Below are 19,187 nucleotides of genomic sequence, written 5' to 3'. Positions count from 1 at the left end.
CTCCTCACTCAGATGACGAACGAGATCGCCTCGCCGGTCTCCTCCCATTACTCGCCCATCTCAGCCCATGCCCATAACTTCCGTCACTCATTAGGTCGACGTGGTGAACGCGGACCAGGACGACCGCGAGCGGGCTGCCCGCGATCCCTACGGCGAGGAGCGGATCGAGGTCGACGAGGGCCAGCTCCGGACCGTCTCGCCGGGGGCCTGGCTCTCGCGAGTCAGCGACCGGCTCGGCTCGAGCATCGATCGGCTCGTCTGGAATCGATAGGACCGAACCAGCCACGATCGTCGGCCGGTCATACGGATTCCTGTCCCGATGTCCCGGCGGTGAGTCGAACGGTGTGCGACGAGCCTCGGTCGAGGAGCGACGCGAGTCGACCGGCCCAGCCGCCGCCCGGGTCGCGGCTGGGCCGGAACTGACGGACAGGAAACCGTATCAGTTCGTCGTGATGATCTCGAGGACGTCCCGGGACTCGACGACGTAATCGGCCCCGAGCTGTCGGTTGGTCCGGCAGTCGATGGCGTGGAGGAAGCCGTCGCCGATGTCGGAGTGGAGGCTGTAGGCGAAGTCCTCGGCGGTCGAGTTCGGCGGGATGAGATAGCAGTCGGGGAGCACCTCGCCGCGTTCGTTGCCGAGTCCGTTCGCGCCGCCGGGGAAGACGGGCGTGACTCCGAGGACATCGAACAGCGCCGTTTCGAGGGCGGCCTGGACGCCCGTCGCACCGTAGGCCGAGAGAAAGTTCCGGATCTGCTCGAGGCCCTGTTTCTGTTCGCCCGAGGCGTCGCCCGTGATTTCGAAGTCGTCGTCACCTGGCCGGTAGTCGACGACGTCGGCCTGATCGGCCGATTTCAGGGCTTTCTCGGCGTGGGCGCTGCAGGGGACGATCGTCAGGTGCTCGTAGTCGGGATCGCTCGTGATCTCGTCGTAGTTCGTCTGTGCCTCGGGCGTGTCCATCTTGTTCGCTGCGATGACCATCGGCTTGGTCTCCTGGCGGATTTCCCGGGCCAACTCGAGTCTCTCTTCGTCGTCCCACGCCTCGGGGTCGAAGCCGACGTCGACGCGGCGAATGAGCCGTTTGATCTCGTCTTCGCTCGTCTTGAAGGCGCTCATCTGCTCGGCGAGTTCCTCTTCGATAGCGTCGTCTTCGGTGGTATACCCCGTCTCGTAGCGTTCGATCCCCTTCTCTAAGATGTCGAGATACCACTGGTCGAGTTCCGTCTCCAAGAAGTCGATGTCCTCACGAGGGTCGTGGCCCTCGGTCGCCTCGCCCTCGGCGTCGGTCTGGCCGGAGAAGTCGACGACGTGGACGAGCACGTCGGTCTCGTTCAGGTCGGAGAGAAACTGGTTGCCGAGGCCGGCCCCTTCGTGAGCGCCCGGGATCAGTCCGGCGACGTCGACGAGTTTCGTGGGGACGAACCGAGTGCCGTCGTCGCAGTAGCCCACGTTGGGCGTACACGTTTCGTTGAACTCCGGCGCTGCACAGTCGACGCGGACGTAGGCCTCGCCCACGCTCGGGTCGATCGTCGTGAACGGGTAAGCTCCCTCGGGCACGTCGTTCATCGTCGCGGCGTTGAAGAAGGAGGACTTGCCGACGGAGGGTTTGCCGACGAGTCCAATTCGGTAGCTCGTACTCATTATCTGACCCTCGAGTAGCCAGACTAAACGGGTTTTGTTCCGCCGGTGGTGTGGTATGGGGAGTCGCGACAGACCTGGTGCAGTCAGGGTGGAAACGCTGGTGGTTATTCGTGATTCAAATTATTACTGGTATGTTAGTGCTCGCGATAATGGCCATTATATCAGAATATATGGGGAAGTCTGGAAAACTGCCGCACTGCCTTGATTACATAACTGCCAAGTCTACTACCATAATAGCATACTCAGAATGACTAACTAACTACCCTGCATTGGACGGGTTGAAATGATGGTGGCAACGAACTCGAGCGGCGAGCGGCTGTGCGAGCGGTGGCGACACGAAATCGCTGACCCTGTCTTTGGTCGAGGGCGAGGGGAGACTGGTGGCTATGCGAGCAGTTACTCCACTGCAACTGCCGCACCTACATGCAACTCAGATAACAGTTATCGGTGTGATCGTCGTTGGTCGGGTATGGATCGAAGACTGATGACCGAGCAAGCCCAACTAACACACTCGATCGAGACCTGTGAAAGCGTACCGACGACGGGTGGACGGTCGTCGACAGCGGCGTAAGTTTCGGAGGGGGTGGTAGTATGAGTCTCACAAAACAGCGTCCACAACAGTTGATCGGGGGTACCGATGGCGAATCGAACAGTACGGAGATCGACCGAGAAGTGGCGTATCAGGCGTTGAGTAATCGACGGCGGCGGTTTACGATCCATTACTTGATGCAGGTTGGAGAGCCAGTGACGTTGCGCCGGCTTTCCGAACAGGTGGCCGCCTGGGAAAACGGTGTTTCGCGCTCGCAGATCACCTCGAAACAACGAAAACGAGTCTATACGGCGCTCCACCAGGCACACCTGCCGAAACTCGACAAGATGGATATCGTCGAGTACGACACGCACGACACAGCAATCTATCCGACCGAGAATCTCACGACGCTTCGGGTCTATATGGAGGTGGTCCCCGAAAACGAAATTCCCTGGAGCGTCTTCTATACGGGCATCGCGTTGCTGTTCGGGACCGGTGCCGTTCTCGGCTGGGCCAGCGTGACGCCGTTTGACGCCCTTTCGGGAACAGTGTGGGGACTGCTGACTGTAATGACAATCGCTGTCGTCGGCGTGATCAACATCTATTGCGATCAGCAAAACCGACTCGGCGTAGACGGACCGCCACCGGAAGTCTCGTACATGGAATAGCGTTGGTAGTCCGTTACACTCGAGGCGGAGTAACTCACGGAGACGTACATTACGAGTCGGTCGCGCAGTACTGACCGATCGAAACGAGCAGAAAGAGCGTCGACACGATAAACGCGATTACGTATCCGGTGGCCCCATCAGCGGAACCGACTCCGAAACTGGCAGCCGACACGAACACGATGCTCAGCACCGATCCAACCAGCCCGACCGTCCCCCAGTTTCGCGACGGTGTGGCCGGTGTCAGCTCGAGGTACGCCCGGAGCGTCGAGACCTCGGCGGTCGATCTGACGATCCCAGCGTGGCGATCGTAGTCGATAACGCCCGCTCGGTCCATCTTCGGTAGGTGCGTCTGATACAAGGACGTGTAGACTCGTTTTCGCTGCTTGTAGGTTATCTCCTGGCGCGAGATGTCGTTTTCCCACGCTGCGATCTGCTCTGCCAGATCCCGGAGTCGAACCGCATCCTCGCTCGAGCTCGCCAAGAACTCGATTACGTGGCGACGACGGGGACTCGAGAGGATCTCGAACGGTCCGTCGCTCGAGGGATCCGCGAGACGGTTCTCTGCGTGCGCATTCGAGTGTGAATCCGATACTGATTGGTCGCTCGCTGTCGGTTGTAAACGCCCCATCTGTCCCAATCTTCCCGACCATATCGGGATAAGAATAAACTCACTTCGATCCGCTAATAGGGGAATAGTACGGCCGTGACGGTGCGGGCGTACTCACCTGCTGTCGGCAGCCGATTGGGCGTCTAGACGATGGTGTTCGAAATTCGGCCGGTTCGGTGGGCCTACCGCAGCGATTACGCCGTCAGCTCGATCGAATACGCCGTTAGAACGGCGTATACACAGTGTAACTACCGACCAGTGTGCCGACGACACCCTATGGACAGTCTCTCTCGAGCGATAAGGGGTATCGAACAGGTGAAAAACCCGGCCTACACCGGCGAAAACCGATGTCCTCCCTGTACAGTCGTCAACGTACTCCTTGCGGGTGTGCTGGCGGCGGTTGCTGGAATCGTCGCTACTAGCAGTCCCGCACCCGGCGGTCTCGTCGCGACTACCGTCTTCGGTGGCGAACTCGCGGTGATCTACGTTCGTGGCTATCTCGTCCCCGGCACGCCACAGCTGACGAAACGATATCTTCCCGATCGAGTGCTTGCGATTTTCGACAAGGACGACGCGATGTCAGGGACCGTCGACCCCGAAGCGGAACTGCGGCGTATCGGCGTCATCGAAGCCGATCCAGCGGCAGGCGACGTCGTGCTTACACCCTCGTTCGATCGGGCGTGGCTCGAGGCAATCGCCGAGCATACGGGAACCGAGACCGGACTTCGGATGGGGCTTGCGGACGTGCTCGACCTCGGTCCGGGCCGCCTCGAGGTCATCGACCGCCAGACGGCGGTCGTCGCCGCGTGTGACGACGCGGTGATCGCCAGGTGGGAATCCAGCGCCGCCTGTCGAGCGGATGTCGGCGCTGCCGTGGTCCTCTCTCGAGTCGACCCCGACTGGTATCGCCGCCCCGTCGCCCAGCGGTTGGATCTGCTCGCAGCGTTGCGATTCTTTCTCGAGCGGTGTCCGACCTGTGCCGGGACGGTCGGGCTCGCACACGAGACCATCGAGTCGTGCTGTCGGACACGAGACGTAGCCGTGGTCGTTTGTACCGACTGTGGCGCAGAAATTGCCGAGGTGCCGTTCGATGTCGACGCCGCGACATCGGTCGACGCTTCGATGGCGCGAAACGAGTAGTGCGGGTGGCTGTGCGACGACGAAATCAGCGCGCGATCTGTAGCGCTCGAGCGATCTGCCAGCGGTTCGACCACAGGTGGGCGGCGATCGCGACGGTAAACGTCGCCAGGAAGAACGCCGACCACAACAGCGGGTCGACGTGCCCGATCACGGGCGTCTCGAGCAGTGCGGCAAGCAGGACGGTCAGCGAGAGGACCCCGAGCGTCCGATACAGTTCGCTCCAGGTGACGCCGTAGCCGGCTTCGACCGCCATGTAGCGGTCGACATCGCGTGCTCGTGTGTGTAACTGGACGGTTCGGTCGTCGCGGTCGTAGTGGACGATACCGAGTTCGTGCAGTTTCGGTAGGTGTGTCTGGTGTAACGAGTTGTACACGCTCTCTCGGATCCCCGACGGCGGCGGTGCCTGTCCGGTTTCTCGCGTTGCAACCTCCGTGGAGAGTTGGTGCAACGAGATCGGATCGGCGTCGCTCGAGTGCATGAGCTCTCGGATCGTTTCGCGACGCCGGCGGTTAGCGAGTACTTCGTAAATCTCTGCTTCCGGAATGGTGTTCGTACTGAACATTGTCGCCTACTGAACGGCGTGGGCGTTCTGGCCCACGCTCATCCCCCAGCGGTGACATGGGTACCCGTTATCATATGTACACACGACCTACCGTCACAGTAGGGTTTGTTTCCTGGTGTCGGTCGCTATTCCAACTGAAGACGATGGTTGGAAATGACGGGTTGGCCGGTGGATGGCGCCGCTTGAACGACCGGTTGGGTGAGCTTGCGCCGCTCGAACACCGCATTCGAGAGCGCCAAATGTCCAGTTCGGCGACTCGAGCACGCAGCTATTCGATCGTTCGATCGTGACGTGGCTGGCCATAACTACACGGGGAGCGAGACTGGGAGAAAGTAACCCAACCGCCGACGACACGGCGCCGTTGGGGGAGATAAACCATGTCCGACGAAAGCAAACTTCGACTGACGCGGCGACGCGCCCTCGGCGGCCTCGCCGGTATCGGTATCGCATCCGCAGGCGCAGGCATCGGAACGAGCGCGTACTTCAGTGATCAGGAATCGTTCGAGAACAACTCGATTACGGCGGGCGAGTTCGGTCTGACCGTCGTTCCGAAGGTCGAGGACATCGACCAGGACGGGATCGGTCCGGACGAAGACCTGGAACTCACACAGACAGAAGGCGAAGGCGAAGGCGATCACGAGGCAATCGTCGCGATCAACCCGATCGAGATCACCGACGCAAAACCCGGCGACTCCTACGAATTCTGCTGGGAGATCACCGTCGACGAGAACCCCGGCTACGTCGCACTCGCTGCAGACAGCGAGGATAAAGACGGCTATGAGGAAGGTAACATCGATGTCGAGGACCTCTGGGATGTCGACAACGCGGAGGAGCTGACGACCATCGCCGACGCGACGGAGGTCGACGACGTCACGCTCGAGGGCGAGACGATCGCGTCCTACGAGTCGCTGGCGGACCTGCTCGAGGACCTCGAAGACGGCGAGTTACTCGTCGACGGGGATGGCAACGCGGCTGAATTCGAGATCGAAATCCCACAGGAGCTCTGCATCGAACTGAGCATCCCGACGGATGTCGGCAACGAGCTCCAGGGTGCCGTCCTCGAGTGGGATCTGGCGTTCTACGCCGAGCAGCAGCGTCACAACGACGACTTAGACGAGTTCGTCGACCGCGCGGCTGCCTCCCTGGGCGGAGACTAACCCGTCGCCGATATACACATCCTGATTCCATATGAGCAAGAAAATAGAATTAACGCGACGGAAGGCCCTCGCCGGAATCGGTGCCATCGGGGCTGCGTCGGCGGGGGCCGGGCTGGGGACGAGCGCGTTCTTCAGCGATCAGACGGCGTTCGAGGGGAACGAATTGGCCGCGGGCGAACTGGACCTGCGAATCGACTGGCAGCAGCTGTACTTCGGTCCGGAGGAAAACCAGGACCACTATACGCCCTACGGCGAGGCGGGTCCACCGTTCGTCAACGCTCACCCGGATCACAACACGAACGGCATGCAGTCGCTCGATCTCGGTGCCATCGACGAGGGTGAATTCGCCACCGAGCGTGGAACCGTTTCCTACATGGACGAGGTCGAGAACCCCGAAAGCGGCGCCAACATCCAGGAGTACCTGACCTGTGAGACGCTCGCGAATTTCGAGGAGCCGGCCGACTTCGCAAACGGCATCGAGCCAGAACAGGAGCACCTCATCGAACTCGACGACGTCAAGCCCGGCGACTGCGGTGAAGTCACGTTTAGCCTTCACCTCTGTGATAACCCGGGATACATCTGGATGCTGGCCGAGACCGGCGAGTACGACGCGGATCTGGCGGAAGCGATCCAGGTCCAGGCGTGGTACGATCTCGGCTGTACCAACACGCTGCTCGAGGACGACGGCGACACCGTCCTCATCGAGACGACCGATCTGAAGACCTTCCTCGACGATCGTCTCTCTCCGGACGGCCGGCTGCTGAACCCGGACGTGTACGGGGAAGGCGTCGAATCGGGTGGCGATCCTGGTGACCCGCAGGACCTCGATCCGATCACGCTCGAGGAAAACGGTGCAGCCGTCGAATACGGCGAGGTCCTCGAGATTCGGGACGAAAACGACGACGGCGTCGACGAGGTGGAGATCGAACTCCGTCTCGTCCCGGAGGACGAATCGGTCTGGTTCGACGTGGTGCTGTCCGATCTTCAGATTCCAACGCCGGACGGGCAGGAACGGACCGCGGTCGATGCAGACGCAGACGATCTGTCGAACATCAGGCAGTTCGACTGGGACATCGTCGATGCGAGCGACGACTTCGGATTCGGCGAGATCCTGATCAACGAGGATGGCGACACCCTCGTGACGTTTGACGGCTGTACGACCGGCCAGACCAACGTCCGAATCCCGGAGAGCGAAGGCGAAGGCGAAGACGAAGACGAAATCAACGTCATCGAGTTCCGGTACTGTCCCGATGGCGACTTCGTCCCGCCGTGTTTCCCGCCGAACGAGACGTTCTGCGTCGCGTTCGAGTGGTGTCTCCCGACGACGACGCCGTCCCACCTCGAAGACATCAACGAGCTGCAGGGACGCTCGCTGCGTTTCGACCTCGGGTTCTACACCGAGCAGTGTCGCCACAACGACATCCCATCGGGGCCATCGGGATTCTAGCACACGCACCACCACCATCATCCCACTACTCCCCCGTTTCGACCCGCGCTGGCAGTTCGACGGTTCGATTCCGTCGGCGGGCATCCGTCCCGTATCACGGGTACGCACACGAATAGCCATGATCGATCGAATGCCGCGAAGACAACTGCTTGCTGGACTGGTCGGTGCCACGTCGGTCGCGACGGCCGGACTGGTGCTGACGACCGACCGGAGCCGTGCGTTTACCGACACGGCACCGATTCAGACCGAGAGCGTCGACGGACTCGTCGTCGATTGGCGGGAAACGTACAACGGCGCCACGCTGGTCGACGCGTCTGACGGCGCCGCCAGTCGTTCCCCGACCGGTCCAGCGATTTCGTTGGGGAACGTCCTCCCGGGCGATTCGGGCACGCTGAGCGTTCGGCTCCGCCTCGAGGGCGAGGATGACCTCGCGGTCGAACCGTCGGTCACCGTCGATCTGCGAGGGGAACTGAACTCGCCCGGTCTGCAGGAGTTCATCGAGGCTGCCGTCTGGTACGACGTTGGGCTTCTGGGGGTCGATCCCCTGGGCGCGAACAACGGCGTGCGCGATTTCGGCGAGGCACTCGTCGATCCCGCCGCCGAAGGCACCGTCGCTGATGTCGCAGCGGCCCTCGACGACGGTGTCTCACTCCACTCGTCCCCGAATCCGCTGGGCTCGAACTGCCTCGAAGTGGACGACGATGATGATGTCACGATCACCTTCGGCTGGTCGTTCCCGCCGAACCAGCCAAACATCAACGCGGTCCAGGGCGACTCACTCGAGTTCGATCTGACGTTCGATGCCACGCAGTGTTAATTTCCACGACCAATGACCGACCACGGATCACCGATCGACGTGTCCGACCAACCCTGCCAGGGGCGAGGACCATTCCGTCCGCAGATCGAGGCCGGCAGGGCGGGCTTGAACGCCAGTAAGCAATGCTTACACACTGGTGACACTCCAGTATACAAGTTATTCTTATGATGTGTCACTCGCTGATCCGCAACCAGGTTCGGGCGCGAAACGGCCGGGGGTGGACGACCGTCGGCTATCCGCCGGAACCTGCACTGGCGACCGCCGTGTTCGATAGAGCGGCGAACGCGGGCGACCCGTCGGTATCCGTCAGGGGGTGGCACCCGACCGGTCGTCGCGTCGCCGACCAGACCCAATCGATGGCAGGACCCGCACCGACAGCAGTGACGGTGAGACCACACGGCAGTGACTCGAGTGCGGACGGCTGCCGACGCTGCGAAACCCAATCCAGAGAAGATTCATGACAGATAGATCGTTCGAACCGACCCGACGCCAGCTGCTGGGGGCAGTCGCTGGTGCGGGAGCGATCGGGGCAAGTGCTGGGGTGACCGCCGCCCGTTTTGGTACTACCGAGCGTGGATCGGTACGCATCCAGGCGGGGACCGTATCGACCCACGTGGAGTGTTCGGACTGCCGGGCGGAGAACGGATCGATCACGGCCACGTTCGAGACACTCGAGCCGGGCGTTGGGGGAGAGGAGACGTTCGATATCACGATCGAGGATAATCCGTCCCGGCTCTGGCTCACGACCGCGTGTCCGCCCGCCGTCGATCCGCTCGGCGAGGCGATGCAGGTTCGACTCTCGTTCGTTCGCGACGGGGCGGACGAACAGCTGTTCCCCGACAGTGGTGATACCGGTTCGCTCGACGAACTCGGCGCCGCGTTCAGCGACGGCATCCGTCTGGACGATCGACTCGGAGAACCCTGTCTGTCCCCGGGGGACGACCTCTCCTTGCAACTCGAGTACGAGCTGCCGTCGACGGCCGACTGGACCGCGAACCTGACGACGGCGCTTTCGCTGCAGCTATTCGCCGAGCAGTGCAGAGGCGTTTCCGACGCCGACCGCTCGAGTCCGCCTGCGACGGCAACTGACTGTCCGGACCTCGAGTGTCCCGATTGTACGAAACTGGGGAAAGTCGATGTCGTCGGCGATCGACTTGAGCCACGGTCGTACGCGTTCGACGAACTGTACGGGGCGTTCGAGAATACCAGCGATGAGTACCGACTCGAGGTGCTGAGAGTGACGAATAAACGCGACGACAGCGAGACGGAAACCGTGTGTGCAAGTGTTCGAATACTGGAAAACGGCGCGGAGCGAGACGCGCCACCGATCTGTCGGGTTACCGTCGGTGGTGGACGACCAATGCGGCCGCCGAATGATCCCGACTCCCGTGTCGCCGCATACGATGTCGATCCGCCGCTGACCCGGACGCGGCGAGAGGTCTGTGCGGCCCACGGCGAAGCGAAAACTGATCCGGACTCGGTCGAGGACGGCGAACGGCCGGGGATCAGCAACATTACCGTATACGTCTGTGCCGACGAGGAGGGGGGTGACTCGTCGTGAATCTCCGCAGAATCACACACATCGTCGGCCTCGTGGTGTTGATCGCGCTGGTCGCACCGTTTTTCGTCTACGCCGTGCCGGGCGCGATCGGCGCCGATCACAGTTTCGTCGTCCTCTCGGGAAGCATGGAACCGGATATCTCCCCAGGAGATGTCGTCATCGTCGAAGAGGCGGATCCGGCGTTGATCGAGGAGGGCGATGTCATCACGTACGCCCGATCCGACGCCGAAATTCCGGTTACGCATCGCGTGATCGACGTTCGGGAGCAAGGCGGTGAGGTGGCGTTTCAAACGCAAGGCGACGCGAACCCCGAACCGGATACGCAACTCGTGCCCGGGGAGAACGTCCTCGGATCGGTCGCGGTGACGCTCCCGCTGATCGGCTACGTCATCCAGTTCGGGGGGACCACGCCCGGCCTCCTGTTGCTGGTCGGCGTTCCGGTCGGGCTCTTGGTCCTCTCGGAGGTCTGGACGATGCTCCGGGCGGTCGACGACGACCCGGAACCCCTCGAGGAGACCGAAACTGACGCGAGTGCCGACCGCGAGTTGCCGGCCTCCGACGGTGGATCGATGGCGACACCCGGTTCGACAGCCTCGACACAGGCGACCGATCCCGTCGGCGTGCACGTAACGGATCTGACAATTACACTCGGCGTATTAGCACTTGTCACACCGTACACGATCTACGTGGCGGTACAGCTCTCGACGGTAATGACGATTACCGCTGCGTTTGCGACGACGTTCTCGACGCTCGCGCTCGGGAGCGTCTGGCTGCTGGCGAAATTCAACGACAGGTCCAGAGACACGTCCGCTGGCTCGAGTGAACCGGCAGACGGATCGGGTAGCGAAGCGGACGCCAATGGAACCGACGGACCGTTCGTGTGGGAGCGTTCGACTGGCGACGAGCAACGCCTGGACCCCGACGCTCTTCCCGAAGCCGATCCGGTAGACTGGCCTGCATCGACTGCGTCCGAGACCGATGATGATCTCGACCGTGAAAAGCCGGTTCCGACGGCCGCCGGCGCTCCGGACGAGGCTGATGTCGATGGGGCAGACAGCCCCGACTCGAGTGGGGTGAGCGAATGACGCGAGTGCTTGTCGTCCTCTCGCTGCTCGTCGTCGTGGGTGCCGTCGTTGGGGGTGGCGGGACGCTCGCGGTGTTTACCGACTCCGAGTGGACGGCGGGTGAGTTTTCGACGGCCGAAACGTACGATGATGCGGTCACGACGGTCGAGTCCACCTCGGCAGACGACCAGCCGGTCCGCGAGGAAACCGAGAACGGAACCGACGAGGACGGCAATACTGCCGACGGAACACAGGATGTCTCCAACGGATCGTCGTCCGGGTCCGGTCCGGACGAGAGCGTCGACGACAACGAGTCAGACCAGCGTGTCGACGACGGCAAAGCAGGCGATGGCGCTGCAGACGAGGAACCGACCGACGAGGAAGATGATGAGCGTGACGACGGCACCGGCGACGACCCAGACTCGGAGGACGACCAGTCGGACGACGGGACCGACGGTGATGACGACCAGTCGGACGACGAGAGCGAAGATGGAGAATCAGACGACGAGACACCTGCCGATGAACCAGACGATGGCGACACGGCTGGTGGCGACGACAGTGGGGAGAGCGACGACGAACGCGACGAGACGGCCACGGATGACGACAGTGACGAGGACTCGAGCGACGACACTTCGGACGACGGGGGTGACGACACTTCGGACGACGGGGGTGACGGTTCGAGCACCGAGAGCGACGAGACGGGCACAGATGACGACAGTGACGAGGACTCGAGCGACCAATCGTCGACGAGTGACAGCGACGATGGCACCGCTGGTGGGGACGGCGAAGCGTCGTCCGGTGACGATTCCGCCGACGAAACTGACGACTCGAGTGGCGAGGCCGACAGCGACACGGACGAGGCCACCAGCGGACAGAGTGACGACGAGTCCGCAGCCGACTGATCGACCGGTGTCACCCCTTATCGTGACCGCCAGAACCCAAATCGTCTACTAGTTAATAAAATAAACAGTACAGAGCGTTTATAGTATTGCAGAGATAGAATCGGTCGAGGCGGCTCGAGAATGCAAACACACACTGATTCTGAGGGCGAGATTCGACTTCGAACGGCGACGCCAGCCGACGGGGAGGCGATTGGGACGCTGTTTACCAACAGTCCGGACGAGGGAGCGGTCAGTTTCGCACCGCGATTCGAGTACGATCCCTACGAGGTCTACGCGGGGTTGCGTCCGGAAACGACAGGGTTCGTCGCGGAAACTGACGACGGTCGGCTCGTCGGGGTGGGCTTCGTCTCGAATACGAAGGCGCGATTCGACGGCGAGGTTCGGCCGAGCGCGTTGCTAAACGCGCTCGCGGTCCACCCCGACTTTCGGAACCGCGGGCTCGCAAAACGCATCGTCGAGCGACGAATCGCGCATGCACGAGAGCAACTCGGCGAGGACTGTGTCGTCTTCGCCAACATCCAGCACGGCAACGACCCGTCGGAAGCGGTCGCGGCGTGGTGGGCCGACTCGCTCGCGGCCGAGTTCGTCATGTACCCTGCACCACCGATTCCGGCGGCACCCTCGACCGATGTCGATGTCCACGACGCCAGCGCCGAAGAGCGGGTCGCCGCGGTCGATCGATCGAACAACTTCTACGCGGAGACCGATGTCTACCGACCGTACACGGTCGACGGGCTGACGAGTCGGCTCGCCGATTCGCCGATCGACGAGCCGCTGCATCGATACGTCGTCGCGACGGTCGACGACGAGGTCGTCGCCGGCGTCTTCGCCTCCGAAATGCACAACGTAATGTCGCTGGTGGTCGACTCGCTCCCGCCCGAACTCGAGGACGCGGACGCGTTACCCCCGGCGATTCCCGAGAGCAAGGAACTTCGGATGACGATGCTGTCGGATTATTGGTACGCACCCGGCCACGAAGCGGCCGCTCGAGCGCTGTGGAACCACCTTCGTGCGAACCCTGGCGGCGCGAATCGCATCATGTTGAACTACGATCCGCGAGGGCGAGTGGGCGAGGTTCTCGACCTCGAGGACGGGGTCGGCGAGATGACGCTTTCCGTTGGCGTTACCGGCGGATCGATTCGGGACGAGCCGATCGCGCCGCTGTTCTAACGGCTCGGTCGTCGTGTCCGGAACTCGTGGCCCGCCGGCAGACTCATACGGTTTACTGTACGTCGTTTCCGGTGCAACCGCGTCCCCTCCTGCGGTTGCACCGGTAAACCGTTACAGCAATCCGTATCACGGATTGCAGACGGTGACCGAAAGCGATTCCTCGAGTCGGACGCGGATGTCCTCGCCCGCCGGAACGGGGATCGTATACTCGAGGACGACCGGGTCGCGCTGGGCGTATCGACAGGGCCAGTCGGGCGGCCGCGAGAGGGCACTCCAGGTCTGGTCGGTCACGTCGCGGCCGCGTTCGTACATCACGGCGACGACGTGGGGATCGGTGGCGACGACGATCGCCGGAAACGTCATCAGCGACCGGTTGCAGATGTCACACGAGACGGCCAGGAATTCGTCGGTCGTCCGGCCGCAGTGCTCACACAGCTGCTCGGCGTTCAGTTCGTGCTCGAGACAGGTCTCGAGGGTTTCCGTGGTCGTCGTTGCGCCACACTCCGGGCAGATGCCGGCGGCGAACGAGCGGTGAACCTGTAAGCCGAGTTGGAACGCGACCGCGAATATCTCGAGGGGGTCGCGGTCTCGAACGCTGGCCGGCGAGACCTCGAACCCGGCCAGCGTTCCGTTGGGAAGCGTATCGTCCTGGACGAACGCACCCGGACACTCGAGACAGCGGATAAACAGCCAGTCGTCCTGCAACGAGATCGCGGACGACCCGCCACAGTACGGGCAGGGCTCGTCGATCGGCAGCGTCTCGAACTGCGTCTCGTCGGCGATGTTACCCGTTCTGATCGCCCGAACGATCCGGACGCCCGCTTGACTGATTCGATAGCCGCCGTCGACGCGCTCGATAAACGACGCATCGCGCAGCGTTCGGAGGTGGTAGTTGAAATTTCCCGAGTCTCGAGTGAAGTCGCCGTCGAGTCGTTCACCGACTTGGCCCGCCAATTCGGCGTAGGCCAGGGGGTCGGCGGCGAACGAACCTGCGTCCTGTGCGCTCTCGAGGACGTCGAGAACGGCGAGTCGAAGATCGTGACTGAGGACACGAAAGGCATCGTCCGGCAAGTTGCTGCCGGAATCACCGGTCATAGGCGTGCCTCTCGCCGAAGGATGGTAACGTTTTGTCATTGAGCTAGATTTGTGGGGTAGTTTGCTGTCCTCCGTTGGCGAGAGTTTATCGCGGTCCAGACAGTCATCAGAAATTGACGGTCAGGGCGGCTTATTTATCGGTCCTCGTGGTGGATCGCGTATGGGAGATCCGAACACCGAATCGGGATCGGTGGCAGCCCCGCTCCGGCCTGGCGACCGCGACGGCGCGGACGACAGCGGCGGTTCGGACGCCGATCTCGACGCCGGGAGCGTTCGCTGTGACACCTGTGAGACGACGATCGGCCCGCAAGAATTCCGACTGACGCGACTCCTCGAGGACGGTTACACGACCCACGAGCGCCACTACTGTAGCGAGATGTGCTTCCCCGACGGTCAGGCACGCTCGAGTGGGGCCTCGGACGGCGTTCGCGACTGGTCGTACTGCCGATAGGCCGGTCGACCACAGTCGGTGAACACACGAGGCTACCCGACGAACGAACTCCAGCTCCAGCCGGCGATGGCGACGACGATCAGTGCGAGGACGCCGACGGCGGCCCACTGCTGAGTCTCGGTCGTCGCGATCGGTGCAAAGACGTCGACGACGCCGGTCGCTTGCAGTAACCCGACCGCGAGCAACAGCAACGCCAGAATCGAGACGACGGCGATCCCGACCCAGTTGCGGGCCATCTGCTTTCCATCGTGTTCGGCTTGGACCTTGTCCTCAGTCGGTCCCTCCGGTGGTTCTCGATCGGGTTCGGACATGTCGATACCTCCGTCTGTGAGACGGGAAACGGTTCCACCTGCAGACTCCGGCCGAAACCGGCTCACCGTCGGTTGCTCGAGCCGACTCCTGCTCCCGTCATACGGATTGTTGTAGCGTTTTACCGGTGATCACCGACCCCGTTCCGGGTGATCACCGGTAAAGAACTACAACGGTCCGTATCAGAGTACCGCCTCGAAGCGTCCGCCACGAGAGCGACGCATCGTTCCGCGGAAGATTGGATCGACCGGAAAGACGCCGAGATCGAGCCGTTCGACTTCCTCGACGGTCAGTGCGTCGTGGGCGACGAACCGATCGATCGTCTCGCGGTCGAGCTGGCAGCCGCCGGCGGATCGCGCCCACAGCGGCGTCAGTAGCTCCTGGACGGTCGCCCGCCAGCCGGTCGAACGGACGTGCTCGAGAAACCGAAACTCGCCGCCGGGTTTCAACACGCGCACGACCTCCTCGAGCGCCGCGTCGGGATCCTGTATCGTACAGAAGACGACGCCGGCGACGACGGTATCGAACGACGCGTCGGGATAGGGTAACGATTCGGCCCGCCCGCTCCGGAGGTCGACGGGAAAGTCGAGTTTGCGAGCGGTTCGGACAGCTCGCTTTCGCATGTGTGGGTCCGGTTCGATCGCGTGGTACTCGAGCTCCTGGCCGCTTTCGGCGACGACGAACCGAAACTGGTCGCCGGTGCCACAGCCGAGCTCGAGGACGCGACCGGAGAGCCCGCGAGCGAGGTAGCGTCGGTGGGGGTCGACCAGCGGTGACTGGGGCAACAGATCGTACAACCTCGCGAAAACCGGGTGAGCGATGTCGTGTTCGCGGCCGCACTCGGACGTGGTCGTGGCGTTGGGCATACCCTGCCTACGACGACGGCTGCTAAAGATTTCGGGCCCGGAACTGGTCTGTCCCGGAAACTGCTTGGACGGCCGCAGCTACGGCGGGCCGGTGGCTCCCGCTACCGGATCGTATCCGGAATCCGCTCGATCACGTCGGTCGCGACCATCCCGGGGCCGTACTCCGCAGTGGCCAGTTCGCCGCTCTTGCCGAGGATCCACGCGCCGAGTTCGGCAGCATCCGCGCGCTCGAGCCCCTGTCCGAGCAGTGAGCCGACGATGCCGGCGATCGTATCGCCGGTTCCGGCGACGGTAAGTGCCGACGTGCCCGTCTCGTTCCGGTTGCGATCGCCGTCGGCGACGATCTCGTCGACCTCCCCGGTGAGCGCGACGACGGCGTCGGTTTCGACCGTACAGGACTCGAGCGATCCGTACGCATCGCGAATCGGATCGTCCTCGGAGCCACTCGGGGTGAGCACTGCATTCGAGAGGTCGGCCTCGAGTGCGGGCTCGATCGCGAGGGCGTCGACGACGACCGGCACGTCGATGGCGTCGACGGCATCGCGGAGAGCGCCCGGGTCGGCGTCGACGAGGCCGGGACCGATGATCACCGCGTCGGCCCACTCGCTCAGTTCGCGCGTGCGGTCGACGGCGTCATCGTCGAACTGCTCACCTGCGTAGCGATCGACCAGCAGGTTCGGCGAGTGACTCGCGACGATCTCGTAGATCGGCTCCGCGACGAGCGCGCGGACGTGGTCTGAGCCGGTTCGCAGCGCTGCTTGTCCGACGAGAGCCGGTTGATTCGGATACGCGACGGCCCCGCCGACGATCCCGATGCAACCGTTGTCGTTTCCGCCTTCGGAGACGTTCGAGAGCGTCCGTTGGAGACGAGTCATAGCGCGTCTATCGGATGCGTGCGGGTAGCCGTTTGGCACGCGTGTTCCGGTGTCGTCGGTACTAGTACCCTCCCAACCGTCGACTGCTGGGTCGAACCGACACCCGCCAACTGGTTCGACCCAGCAGTGCAGGCTTGGGAAGCCACTAGCGGGCTCGCGGCGGTCGTCGAGAAATCGAGTCAGCGGTAGAGCGTCAGCGAGACGAGTCCAGCGATCAGCAGACAGCCGACAAAAAAGATCAGTCCGGGTTCGCCGGCCTCGAAGACGAGCCACGCGAGCAGCCCCTGCGTTCCCTCGAGTTCGGTCGCACGACTCGCCGTCTCGATCCCAGCCGCATTCGTTCCCTGGCGGGCGAGCAACTCGTAAATACCCCATTGGACGAACAGCGACCCTGCGGCGATAATTCCCAGCCCGGTGACGACCTCCGAGAGTGAGCGGTCGACCTGCGGCCGGATCTCTTCCCGGCCGACGAATACGAGGGGATCGCTCGCTGGTCCGTAGACGACCATCTCGTTGCCTTTCTCGGAATACCGTTTCCCGACCGGTTCGACGAGTGTCGCCTCCTCGAGCATCGAGACGTGATGAGAGACGTTCTGGACCGAGGTATCAAGTCGCGTCGCTAGCTCCGACGCCGTTGCCGGCTCGTCGAACAGACATCGGTAGGCGTTACGACGCGTCTCGCTCGAGAGCACGTCGAAGAGTTCGTCAGCCTCGTCGTGATCGACGTCGACGACCCGGAGGCTGGCCTCGGGCGTCTGTGACTCCGACGGGAGAATATCCGTAAGCGTCGACATTACGCCGCGATTAGTCGTAGAGGGAAACATAGTTTTCCATACGTTAAACGACGATTTGAGCGGTATCCGAACGGCGTTCCACAGGGTGGACGGAGTTGGCACACCCTCGTACTGGCCCAGGCAGCTCGGAGTCCGTATGACTCCATCGGTCTGAAAGATTACCTCGAGTCCGCAGACTCGGCTTCCGGAGGCGGTTCTCGGTCGGAATCGGCGGCCTGGACAGCAGCCAGTGGATCGATCACCCCATGTCCGCTCTCGGCATCGACGCCGTCGATCGGTTCGGCGCTCGAGGCGATGGTCCAACGGACGTCCCGTGGCTCGAGGTCGGGTGCTGTTTCACAGACGAGCGCGACGACGCCGCCAACGTACGCTGCCGAGGCCGACGTTCCCTCGAAGGATTCGGTTCCGGGACCGTGGTTCCCGCTCGGAGCGACGACGTAGACCCCGAGTCGACCGTCCGTCGTCGGACCGCGGGAACTGAACGGTGCTACCGACTCCGACGACGGATCGTATGCACCGACGGCGATTGCCTCGGGGGCTGTTGCGGGTGCGGTAACGCTTCGTTCGGAACGGGCTTCGTCAAGTGAATGTGTCGGTGACGCGATCCGAACCGTGGTGTTGGTGCCATCCCCGGCTCCTGGCCCACGGACAACGAGCGCGTATCGATCGTCCTCCAGTCTGACAGTCAGACGCTCGGCGGATTCGGGACGGTGTTCCCGGGGAAGCGACCTGGCCACGAGATCGGTCGTTCCGTCGTCGCCGAGCCGGTGGAGTTCGAGGTGATAGGATTCGTCCGGATCGTTCCAGGCGAGGTGAAACTCCGCGTGCCCGGTTTGGCCGTCGATCCCGTTGAGCGGTCCGTGATCGAACGAGTGAACTCCGTCCTCGTCCGGGTCGTACGTACCGATCCAGTGTCCATCACCGATATTGCCGACAGGAGCAACGACGATGACGCCCTGATCGATTGCGGCAGTCGTCGATCGAGCGATATCAGCGGTCCCGTCACCGACCGTCCCGGCGTCGACCACGGGTGTGACGACCACGTCGACGTCCTCCTCGACCAGCCACTCGAGTCCTGCCGCGTAGTCCGCGGGCGTCTCGACCGTCCCAAGGTATAGCTCCGCATCCGGCGCGGTCCGGGCGACTGTGATCGCTGCCGCGGTACCGTGGTTGTCGGTCGGGTCGTCGACGGCAACGCCGTCACCGAACCCACGGGACGTGACGACCCGATCCTCGAGCAGCGGCTGTTCAGCATCGAAGCCAGTCACGTCGAGGATACCGACGGAGACGTTTTCGCCGGTGATTCCCGTTTCGTGTACCGCCTCGGTCTGGACGGTCGGTTCGCCGAGTTCGGCGTCGGCGGCTGTCGACTCGAGCGAGATCGCGAGCCCAGCGAGGCCGCCGGCAAGCGAGCTAACGACGAGCACGATAGCGACCAGCACGGCGACCTGTTTCGTTCGTCCCATCGATGCTACCCGTCACTGGGAATTCGGCTGGACTGCTCGTATCGGTTTACCGATCGATTCGCCGCTGG

The 19,187-nt window shown here is 62.8% G+C and carries 20 protein-coding genes; 11 read left to right on the top strand and 9 right to left on the bottom strand.

Annotation, left to right across the window (positions count from 1 at the left end; all coding sequences use genetic code 11):
• Positions 1–103 precede the first annotated feature (103 nt).
• Positions 104–271 (top strand): hypothetical protein, encoded by a 168-nt coding sequence (locus D8Y22_RS07140; protein ID WP_246084375.1) that lies wholly within the window; start codon positions 104–106, stop codon positions 269–271.
• Positions 272–439: 168 nt separating this feature from the next.
• On the opposite strand, the gene D8Y22_RS07135 is transcribed toward D8Y22_RS07140, so the two are convergent.
• The gene (locus D8Y22_RS07135; RefSeq protein ID WP_141464019.1) at positions 440–1,639 is read right to left on the bottom strand and encodes a redox-regulated ATPase YchF; all 1,200 of its coding nucleotides are present in this window, start codon (positions 1,637–1,639) and stop codon (positions 440–442) included.
• A gap of 591 nt (positions 1,640–2,230) precedes the next feature.
• On the opposite strand from D8Y22_RS07135, the gene D8Y22_RS07130 reads away from it, so the two are divergent.
• Positions 2,231–2,836 (top strand): DUF7344 domain-containing protein, encoded by a 606-nt coding sequence (locus D8Y22_RS07130; RefSeq protein ID WP_141464018.1) that lies wholly within the window; start codon positions 2,231–2,233, stop codon positions 2,834–2,836.
• 49 nt (positions 2,837–2,885) lie between these two features.
• Here the strand turns inward: D8Y22_RS07130 and D8Y22_RS07125 are convergent, their stop codons facing one another.
• Entirely contained in the window at positions 2,886–3,464 is a 579-nt protein-coding gene (locus D8Y22_RS07125) for a DUF7344 domain-containing protein (RefSeq protein ID WP_141464017.1), read from the bottom strand.
• Between the two features lie 255 nt (positions 3,465–3,719).
• Between D8Y22_RS07125 and D8Y22_RS07120 the strand changes: the two genes are divergently transcribed.
• Positions 3,720–4,583 (top strand): hypothetical protein, encoded by an 864-nt coding sequence (locus D8Y22_RS07120; RefSeq protein WP_141464016.1) that lies wholly within the window; start codon positions 3,720–3,722, stop codon positions 4,581–4,583.
• 25 nt (positions 4,584–4,608) lie between these two features.
• On the opposite strand, the gene D8Y22_RS07115 is transcribed toward D8Y22_RS07120, so the two are convergent.
• Positions 4,609–5,145 (bottom strand): DUF7344 domain-containing protein, encoded by a 537-nt coding sequence (locus D8Y22_RS07115; RefSeq protein WP_141464015.1) that lies wholly within the window; start codon positions 5,143–5,145, stop codon positions 4,609–4,611.
• Between the two features lie 377 nt (positions 5,146–5,522).
• On the opposite strand from D8Y22_RS07115, the gene D8Y22_RS07110 reads away from it, so the two are divergent.
• From D8Y22_RS07110 to D8Y22_RS07080, 7 genes are all read left to right on the top strand, one after another.
• Positions 5,523–6,302, top strand: coding sequence for a SipW-dependent-type signal peptide-containing protein (locus D8Y22_RS07110; RefSeq protein WP_141464014.1), 780 nt, complete (start codon positions 5,523–5,525; stop codon positions 6,300–6,302).
• Positions 6,303–6,333: 31 nt separating this feature from the next.
• Positions 6,334–7,749 (top strand): SipW-dependent-type signal peptide-containing protein, encoded by a 1,416-nt coding sequence (locus D8Y22_RS22660; RefSeq protein ID WP_141464024.1) that lies wholly within the window; start codon positions 6,334–6,336, stop codon positions 7,747–7,749.
• 130 nt (positions 7,750–7,879) lie between these two features.
• The gene (locus D8Y22_RS07100; RefSeq protein ID WP_141464013.1) at positions 7,880–8,566 is read left to right on the top strand and encodes a hypothetical protein; all 687 of its coding nucleotides are present in this window, start codon (positions 7,880–7,882) and stop codon (positions 8,564–8,566) included.
• A 457-nt stretch (positions 8,567–9,023) separates the two neighbouring features.
• Positions 9,024–10,127 carry a hypothetical protein gene (locus D8Y22_RS07095; RefSeq protein WP_141464012.1) on the top strand — a complete coding sequence of 368 codons (1,104 nt, stop codon included), beginning with the start codon at positions 9,024–9,026 and terminating at the stop codon, positions 10,125–10,127.
• Positions 10,124–11,212: a signal peptidase I gene (locus tag D8Y22_RS07090; RefSeq protein WP_141464011.1), complete on the top strand. Its 1,089-nt coding sequence runs from the start codon at positions 10,124–10,126 to the stop codon at positions 11,210–11,212. Before D8Y22_RS07095 ends, D8Y22_RS07090 begins: the two co-directional genes overlap by 4 nt.
• A complete protein-coding gene (locus D8Y22_RS07085) occupies positions 11,209–12,093 on the top strand; it encodes a SipW-dependent-type signal peptide-containing protein (protein ID WP_141464010.1) in 885 nt (294 codons plus the stop codon). Before D8Y22_RS07090 ends, D8Y22_RS07085 begins: the two co-directional genes overlap by 4 nt.
• Positions 12,094–12,213: 120 nt before the next feature.
• Positions 12,214–13,263: a GNAT family N-acetyltransferase gene (locus D8Y22_RS07080; protein ID WP_141464009.1), complete on the top strand. Its 1,050-nt coding sequence runs from the start codon at positions 12,214–12,216 to the stop codon at positions 13,261–13,263.
• A 126-nt stretch (positions 13,264–13,389) separates the two neighbouring features.
• Here D8Y22_RS07080 and D8Y22_RS07075 read toward each other — a convergent pair whose 3' ends face one another.
• A complete protein-coding gene (locus D8Y22_RS07075; RefSeq protein WP_174811796.1) occupies positions 13,390–14,358 on the bottom strand; it encodes a winged helix-turn-helix domain-containing protein in 969 nt (322 codons plus the stop codon).
• Positions 14,359–14,518: 160 nt separating this feature from the next.
• Here D8Y22_RS07075 and D8Y22_RS07070 point away from each other — a divergent pair, with 160 nt between their 5' ends.
• Positions 14,519–14,809, top strand: coding sequence for a DUF7576 family protein (locus D8Y22_RS07070; protein ID WP_141464007.1), 291 nt, complete (start codon positions 14,519–14,521; stop codon positions 14,807–14,809).
• A 32-nt stretch (positions 14,810–14,841) separates the two neighbouring features.
• On the opposite strand, the gene D8Y22_RS07065 is transcribed toward D8Y22_RS07070, so the two are convergent.
• The 5 genes from D8Y22_RS07065 to D8Y22_RS07045 form a co-directional block, all read right to left on the bottom strand.
• Entirely contained in the window at positions 14,842–15,120 is a 279-nt protein-coding gene (locus D8Y22_RS07065) for a hypothetical protein (RefSeq protein WP_141464006.1), read from the bottom strand.
• A 180-nt stretch (positions 15,121–15,300) separates the two neighbouring features.
• Complete coding sequence (locus tag D8Y22_RS07060; RefSeq protein ID WP_141464005.1) at positions 15,301–15,984, bottom strand: class I SAM-dependent methyltransferase; 684 nt, start codon at positions 15,982–15,984, stop codon at positions 15,301–15,303.
• A 101-nt stretch (positions 15,985–16,085) separates the two neighbouring features.
• The gene (locus D8Y22_RS07055; RefSeq protein WP_141464004.1) at positions 16,086–16,859 is read right to left on the bottom strand and encodes an NAD(P)H-hydrate dehydratase; all 774 of its coding nucleotides are present in this window, start codon (positions 16,857–16,859) and stop codon (positions 16,086–16,088) included.
• A 179-nt stretch (positions 16,860–17,038) separates the two neighbouring features.
• The gene (locus D8Y22_RS07050; RefSeq protein ID WP_141464003.1) at positions 17,039–17,653 is read right to left on the bottom strand and encodes an ArsR/SmtB family transcription factor; all 615 of its coding nucleotides are present in this window, start codon (positions 17,651–17,653) and stop codon (positions 17,039–17,041) included.
• 158 nt (positions 17,654–17,811) lie between these two features.
• Positions 17,812–19,119 (bottom strand): S8 family serine peptidase, encoded by a 1,308-nt coding sequence (locus D8Y22_RS07045; RefSeq protein ID WP_141464002.1) that lies wholly within the window; start codon positions 19,117–19,119, stop codon positions 17,812–17,814.
• Between the last annotated feature and the right edge of the window lie 68 nt (positions 19,120–19,187).

It is taken from the genome of Salinadaptatus halalkaliphilus, assembly GCF_006543045.1.
Classification (GTDB): domain Archaea; phylum Halobacteriota; class Halobacteria; order Halobacteriales; family Natrialbaceae; genus Salinadaptatus; species Salinadaptatus halalkaliphilus.
This window is presented reverse-complemented; position numbering and strand designations above follow the sequence as displayed.

What these genes read in the sequence shown, in the direction of transcription:
- D8Y22_RS07135 (WP_141464019.1), bottom strand. Translation starts at nt 1,639, where the DNA reads ATGAGTACGAGCTACCGAATTGGACTCGTCGGCAAACCCTCCGTCGGC.
- D8Y22_RS07130 (WP_141464018.1), top strand. Translation starts at nt 2,231, where the DNA reads ATGAGTCTCACAAAACAGCGTCCACAACAGTTGATCGGGGGTACCGAT.
- D8Y22_RS07125 (WP_141464017.1), bottom strand. Translation starts at nt 3,464, where the DNA reads ATGGGGCGTTTACAACCGACAGCGAGCGACCAATCAGTATCGGATTCA.
- D8Y22_RS07120 (WP_141464016.1), top strand. Translation starts at nt 3,720, where the DNA reads ATGGACAGTCTCTCTCGAGCGATAAGGGGTATCGAACAGGTGAAAAAC.
- D8Y22_RS07115 (WP_141464015.1), bottom strand. Translation starts at nt 5,145, where the DNA reads ATGTTCAGTACGAACACCATTCCGGAAGCAGAGATTTACGAAGTACTC.
- D8Y22_RS07110 (WP_141464014.1), top strand. Translation starts at nt 5,523, where the DNA reads ATGTCCGACGAAAGCAAACTTCGACTGACGCGGCGACGCGCCCTCGGC.
- D8Y22_RS22660 (WP_141464024.1), top strand. Translation starts at nt 6,334, where the DNA reads ATGAGCAAGAAAATAGAATTAACGCGACGGAAGGCCCTCGCCGGAATC.
- D8Y22_RS07100 (WP_141464013.1), top strand. Translation starts at nt 7,880, where the DNA reads ATGCCGCGAAGACAACTGCTTGCTGGACTGGTCGGTGCCACGTCGGTC.
- D8Y22_RS07095 (WP_141464012.1), top strand. Translation starts at nt 9,024, where the DNA reads ATGACAGATAGATCGTTCGAACCGACCCGACGCCAGCTGCTGGGGGCA.
- D8Y22_RS07085 (WP_141464010.1), top strand. Translation starts at nt 11,209, where the DNA reads ATGACGCGAGTGCTTGTCGTCCTCTCGCTGCTCGTCGTCGTGGGTGCC.
- D8Y22_RS07080 (WP_141464009.1), top strand. Translation starts at nt 12,214, where the DNA reads ATGCAAACACACACTGATTCTGAGGGCGAGATTCGACTTCGAACGGCG.
- D8Y22_RS07075 (WP_174811796.1), bottom strand. Translation starts at nt 14,358, where the DNA reads ATGACCGGTGATTCCGGCAGCAACTTGCCGGACGATGCCTTTCGTGTC.
- D8Y22_RS07070 (WP_141464007.1), top strand. Translation starts at nt 14,519, where the DNA reads ATGGGAGATCCGAACACCGAATCGGGATCGGTGGCAGCCCCGCTCCGG.
- D8Y22_RS07065 (WP_141464006.1), bottom strand. Translation starts at nt 15,120, where the DNA reads ATGTCCGAACCCGATCGAGAACCACCGGAGGGACCGACTGAGGACAAG.
- D8Y22_RS07060 (WP_141464005.1), bottom strand. Translation starts at nt 15,984, where the DNA reads ATGCCCAACGCCACGACCACGTCCGAGTGCGGCCGCGAACACGACATC.
- D8Y22_RS07055 (WP_141464004.1), bottom strand. Translation starts at nt 16,859, where the DNA reads ATGACTCGTCTCCAACGGACGCTCTCGAACGTCTCCGAAGGCGGAAAC.
- D8Y22_RS07050 (WP_141464003.1), bottom strand. Translation starts at nt 17,653, where the DNA reads ATGTCGACGCTTACGGATATTCTCCCGTCGGAGTCACAGACGCCCGAG.
- D8Y22_RS07045 (WP_141464002.1), bottom strand. Translation starts at nt 19,119, where the DNA reads ATGGGACGAACGAAACAGGTCGCCGTGCTGGTCGCTATCGTGCTCGTC.